Source organism: Streptomyces sp. SID11385 (assembly GCF_010548245.1).
Classification (GTDB): domain Bacteria; phylum Actinomycetota; class Actinomycetes; order Streptomycetales; family Streptomycetaceae; genus Streptomyces.
Genome location: NZ_JAAGLR010000638.1, coordinates 1 through 4647, shown reverse-complemented (window position 1 = coordinate 4647; position 4647 = coordinate 1). Strand labels below are relative to the sequence as shown.

Annotated in this window: 6 protein-coding genes; all 6 read right to left on the bottom strand. The window is 75.3% G+C overall.

Annotated elements, in window-relative coordinates; translation table 11 throughout:
* Positions 1-11: 11 nt before the first annotated feature.
* The 6 genes from G3I42_RS19460 to G3I42_RS19435 all read right to left on the bottom strand — a co-directional run bounded on the left by G3I42_RS19460 (position 12) and on the right by G3I42_RS19435 (position 4497).
* The gene (locus G3I42_RS19460) at positions 12-1370 is read right to left on the bottom strand and encodes an MFS transporter (protein WP_164287655.1); all 1359 of its coding nucleotides are present in this window, start codon (positions 1368-1370) and stop codon (positions 12-14) included.
* 171 nt (positions 1371-1541) lie between these two features.
* A complete protein-coding gene (locus G3I42_RS19455) occupies positions 1542-2495 on the bottom strand; it encodes an alpha/beta hydrolase (protein ID WP_164287653.1) in 954 nt (317 codons plus the stop codon).
* A gap of 61 nt (positions 2496-2556) precedes the next feature.
* Positions 2557-3072: a GAF domain-containing protein gene (locus G3I42_RS19450; RefSeq protein ID WP_164287651.1), complete on the bottom strand. Its 516-nt coding sequence runs from the start codon at positions 3070-3072 to the stop codon at positions 2557-2559.
* Positions 3069-3683, bottom strand: a complete 615-nt coding sequence (locus G3I42_RS19445; RefSeq protein ID WP_164287649.1) for an ATP/GTP-binding protein — start codon at positions 3681-3683, stop codon at positions 3069-3071. Before G3I42_RS19445 ends, G3I42_RS19450 begins: the two co-directional genes overlap by 4 nt.
* Entirely contained in the window at positions 3661-4059 is a 399-nt protein-coding gene (locus tag G3I42_RS19440) for a DUF742 domain-containing protein (RefSeq protein WP_007819784.1), read from the bottom strand. Before G3I42_RS19440 ends, G3I42_RS19445 begins: the two co-directional genes overlap by 23 nt.
* A gap of 6 nt (positions 4060-4065) precedes the next feature.
* Complete coding sequence (locus G3I42_RS19435) at positions 4066-4497, bottom strand: roadblock/LC7 domain-containing protein (RefSeq protein WP_164287647.1); 432 nt, start codon at positions 4495-4497, stop codon at positions 4066-4068.
* Between the last annotated feature and the right edge of the window lie 150 nt (positions 4498-4647).

Genomic DNA, 4647 nt, shown 5'->3' with positions numbered 1-4647 from the left:
GCCCGCCGTCGTCAGGCCCTCGCCTGCTCGCGGGGCTCGTCCCGCGCCGGCAGCGTGCCGCCGGTCGCCGCGGGCACGAGCCGGGGTTCGGCGCGGGGCAGGCGGCGGATGCCGGGGACCAGGAGGAGGACGGTGGCGCAGACGAGGATCACGACGCCGCCCGCGAGGAGGACGGCGTCGGTGCCGAAGAGGGACGCGGCCGGGCCCGCGAGGGCCTGGCCGACCGGGAGCAGGGCGAGGGAACCCGCGACGTCGTAGGCGTGGATGCGGTTGAGGACCTCGGGGCGCACCTGCGTCTGCACCGTCGTCGCCCACATGACGCCCCAGAACGCCGTGCCGACGCCCGCCACGAAGGCGCCCGCCGCCATCCCGGGCACCGGGAGCCCCGCGCCGACCGCGGCCGGGAAGACGCTCACGGCGAAGAAGGCGATCGCGCCCGCGCGGAGCATGCGCGTGGGGCGCAGCCGCAGGGCGATGAGGCCGCCGAGGACCGTGCCCGCGCCGAGCGCGGTGTTGACGAGGCCGTAGGCGCCCGCGCCGTGCTCGTCGACGACGCGGGTCGCGACGAGCGGCACGGTGGGGCCCCAGGCGGCGATCATGTACAGGCCCCACACCGAGATGACGCCCCACAGCCACACGCGGGAGCGGAACTCGTGCCAGCCCTCCACGAGGTCGGCGCGGAACCGGCCCGGGGCCGCCGCCTCGGCGCGCGGCGCGGCGGCCGGGAGGCGCAGCGTGATCAGGCACAGCGCGCTCACGAGGTACGTGCCCGCGTGGACGAGGAAGACGGCGCCGGGCGAGGCGAGGCCCACGAGCATCCCGGCGAAGGCGGGGCCGAGGAGGGCGGCGACGGACTCGGCGACGCGCACGGCGCCGTTCGCCTTCTGCACGTCGGCCGCCAGGCGCGGCACGGTCGAGGCGACGCCCGGCTGGAAGAGCGCCGACGCGATGCCGTTGAGGCCGCCGATGACGCAGATCTGCCACAGCTCGGCGCTGCCCGTGAAGAAGAGCAGCGCCGCGACGGACTGCGTGAGCACGCGCACGGAGTCGGCGCCCGTCATGAGCTTGCGCGTGTCGAAGCGGTCGGCGATGACGCCGCCGAAGATGACGAGCCCGGCGAAGAGAGCCACGGACGAGGCCATCGCGAGCCCGACCGCGCCCGCCCCGTACCCCTCCTGGAGGAGGCCGGCGGCGAGGGCGACGGGGAGCATCGTGTCACCGAGCTTCGCGACGGCGCGCGCGGTGAAGAAGAGGCCGAAGTCGCGGGTCCACAGACCGGTACACGCCTCCTCTCCCACCCCTGCACCGCCCTTCCCGGCTCTGCCGCGTCCCCCGGTCCGCTCCCCCGCCGCTTCCGGTCCAGCCGCCATGCCCGCTCGTCCCTCCGTGCCCGCGCGCGGCCGTGGTGCCGCCGCCCGAGATCATGCCACCGCGCGGGCGGAAGCGTTGTCGCGTTCCGGGGCGTGGAGGAAAGGCGCGCGGGTGTGCCGGAGAAGGAGGGCGCGGGTGTGCCGGAGAAGGCGCGTATCCGGCGGGCCGCTTCAGAGCGTGTGCGCGTCCAGCCAGGCCGTCAGGTCCTCGTACACCCTGCTCCGGTCGGGTTCCGTCTCGTTGAGGATCTCGTGCCGCGCGCCCTCGTAACCCGTCCAGGTCACGTCGCCCACGCCGTGGTAGCGGTAGTCGTCGAGCAGCTCGTAGACGAGGGTCATCCGCTGGTTGCACGGATCGAGGGTGCCGGCGGCGAGGTGGACGGGCAGGTCGCGGGGCATCCGGGCGAGGCGGGCCGGGTCGTTGACGCGGTACGCGGCGCGCAGCCAGTCGTGGGCGAGCCCCGCCGAGAAGGGGAAGCCGCAGCGCTCGTCGGCGACGTAGGCGTCGACCTCGGCCTCGTCGCGCGAGAGCCACTCGAAGCCGGTCCGGTGCGCGAAGCCGTCGTTGAAGGAGGCGAAGAGGCGGGGCACGAAGTCGCTGACGTGGGCGCGCCCGTGCGCGGCGATCTCCTCCTCCAGGCGGGCGGTGCCCGACGCGTACTCGGCACCGGGCAGGGAGCGGAAGACGCCGGTGAGAATCAGTCCCGCGAGGTCGTCGGGGTACTCCTGGACGTACTCGCGCGCGAGCATCGAGCCGAGGCTGTGGCCCAGCATCAGGACGGGTACCTCGGGGTGGAGGGCGCGGGCCTGGTCGCCGACGGCCTTGAGGTCGGAGAGGATCGCGAGCCAGCCGTCCGCCTCGGGCCCCTCGTCCGTACCGGTGACGCCGTAGCCGCCGGTCGAGGGGGCGGTGGCGCCGTGGCCGCGGTGGTCGGAGGCGAGGACGCCGTAGCCGTGGGCGGTGAGGTGCGCGGCGAAGCGGTCGTAGCGGCGGGCGTGCTCGGCGGCGCCGTGGACGAGCTGGAGGAAGGCGCGGGGCCTGCGGCCCTCGGGCGGCAGCCAGGTGTACGTGGCGACGGCGGCGCCGTCGCCGCTCTGGAGCACGCCGGGCGTTGCTGCGGTCATGGTGGTCCTGCTCCTTCGCGTGGGGGCCTCGTGGGAAGTCCCCTCCCCCGCCGCGGCCCGCTCATGCCCCGCCGGCGCCGCGCACGAGCGGGGCGAGTTCGGCGGCGAGGGTCTTGACGAGGGCCAGCGCCTCGCGGCCCCAGTCGCGCGGTTCGCGCGCGGCGGCCCACAGCGTGCCGAGGACGAAGCCGTCGTGGTCGGTGAGCGGGGCGCCGAGGTAGGCGTGGACGCCGGAGAGGTCGACGGCCTCGTTGGGCGAGAAGCGCGGGTAGTCGCGTACGTCGTCGAGGACGAGGGCCCGGCGGCGGACGACGACGTACGTGCAGAAGCCGTGCTCGCGCGGGAGGCGCCGGGCCGCCGCGGGGACCCCGTGCGGGTGGAGCCCGGCGAGGTACTGGTGGTCGGTGTGCACGAAGTTGACCCCGGCGTAGGGGGCGCCCGCGCCCGCGGCGAGGCGGGCCGCGTGGGCGTCGAGCGCGGGCACGGGGGCCGCACCGAGGCCGAGGGCGGCGAGGCGGCGCTCGCGCTCGGGGGCCTCGGGGTCCTCGGGGAGCAGCAGGAGACGGCCCAGGTTCATGCGCTGGCCCGGTCGCCCGGAGCGGAGGCGGGTGCGGGGGCCGGGTGCGCGGCCGTCAGCAGGTGCTTGACGAGGGTCAGCAGGGTCTGGATGCCCGAGCTGGAGATGCGGGCGTCGCAGTGCACGACGGGGACCTGCGGCGGCAGGCACAGCGCGGCGCGCACCTCCTCGGCCTCGTAGCGGTGCGCGCCGTCGAACTCGTTGATCGCGACGACGAAGCGCAGGCCGCGTTCCTCGAAGAAGTCGACGGCGGCGAAGCAGTCCGCGAGGCGGCGCGTGTCGGCGAGGATGACGGCGCCGAGCGCGCCCTCGGAGAGTTCGTCCCACATGAACCAGAAGCGTTCCTGGCCCGGGGTGCCGAAGAGGTAGAGGACGTGGTCGCGGTCGAGGGTGATGCGGCCGAAGTCCATCGCGACCGTGGTGGTCGTCTTGCGTTCGACGCCTTCGAGGCTGTCGGTCCCGGCGCTGGCGCTGGTGAGCAGTTCCTCGGTGCTCAGCGGGGCGATCTCGCTCACCGCGCCGACGAAGGTCGTCTTGCCCACTCCGAAACCACCGGCGACGAGGATCTTCAGGGCGGTGGGGAACGTCTCAGAGCCGTCGTCGTAGTCCATCGAGCAGTGCCTCCAGTAGGGACCGGTCCGTGGGGTGGGGGGAAGTGTCCGGCTGTTTGCTGACGAGGGAGCCGCAGTCCACGAGGTCGGAGAGCAGCACCTTGGTGACGACGACGGGCAGCCGCAGCCGCCCGGCGAGTTCGGCGACGGAGGCCGGTACGGAGCACAGGCCGAGCACCTCGCTGTGCTCGGGCCCGAGGTGCGCGGGCGCCGGGGTGCCGGTCGCGCGCACCTGCGAGAGCAGGCCGAAGGCGGTACGGGGCGTGGTGCGCCCGCCGCTGACGGTGTAGGGGCGGACGAGGCGCCCGGCCTCGCCGTCGTACCAGGCCCTGCCCTCCTTGCGGCGGCGTCGGCCGCCGGCCGGCTGAAGTGTCACGGGGCCTCAGCTCGTCCTCGCCACGCGCGCGGGGCGCCGGGCGGGGGTGACGAGGAAGGGGCGCACGCTCTTCACGAGCATCGCCATCTCGTAGCCGAGCACGCCCGGGTCGGCCTCGGGCCCGGCGAGGACGGCGAGGCAGGTGCCGGAGCCGGCGGCGGAGACGAAGAGCAGCGCGGTGGACAGCTCGATGACGACCTGGCGGACCTCGCCGCCGTCCGCGAAGCGGACGCCCGCGCCGCGGGCGAGGGAGTGGATGCCCGAGGCGAGCGCGGCGAGGTGGTCGGCGCTGTCCTTGTCGAGCCCGTGCACGGACTTGACGAGTCCGTCCGCGGAGAGGAGTACGGCGCTGCGGCTGTGCACGACGCGCTGCACGAGGCCGCTGAGCAGCCAGTCGAGGTCGGACACGCTGCCCGCTCGGGGGGCTTCGCTCGCCATGGGGGTGTCGCTCCTTGCGTACGGGTACGGACTGGTGGGGCCGAGCGGCCCGGGAGGCGCCTTCCGGCGGGGGCGGCGGCTCAGTCGGCCCGCGCGGGGGGCCCGGCGGGGGCGTGCTCGGCCGGGGCGTGCCCGGTCGGAGTGTGCTCG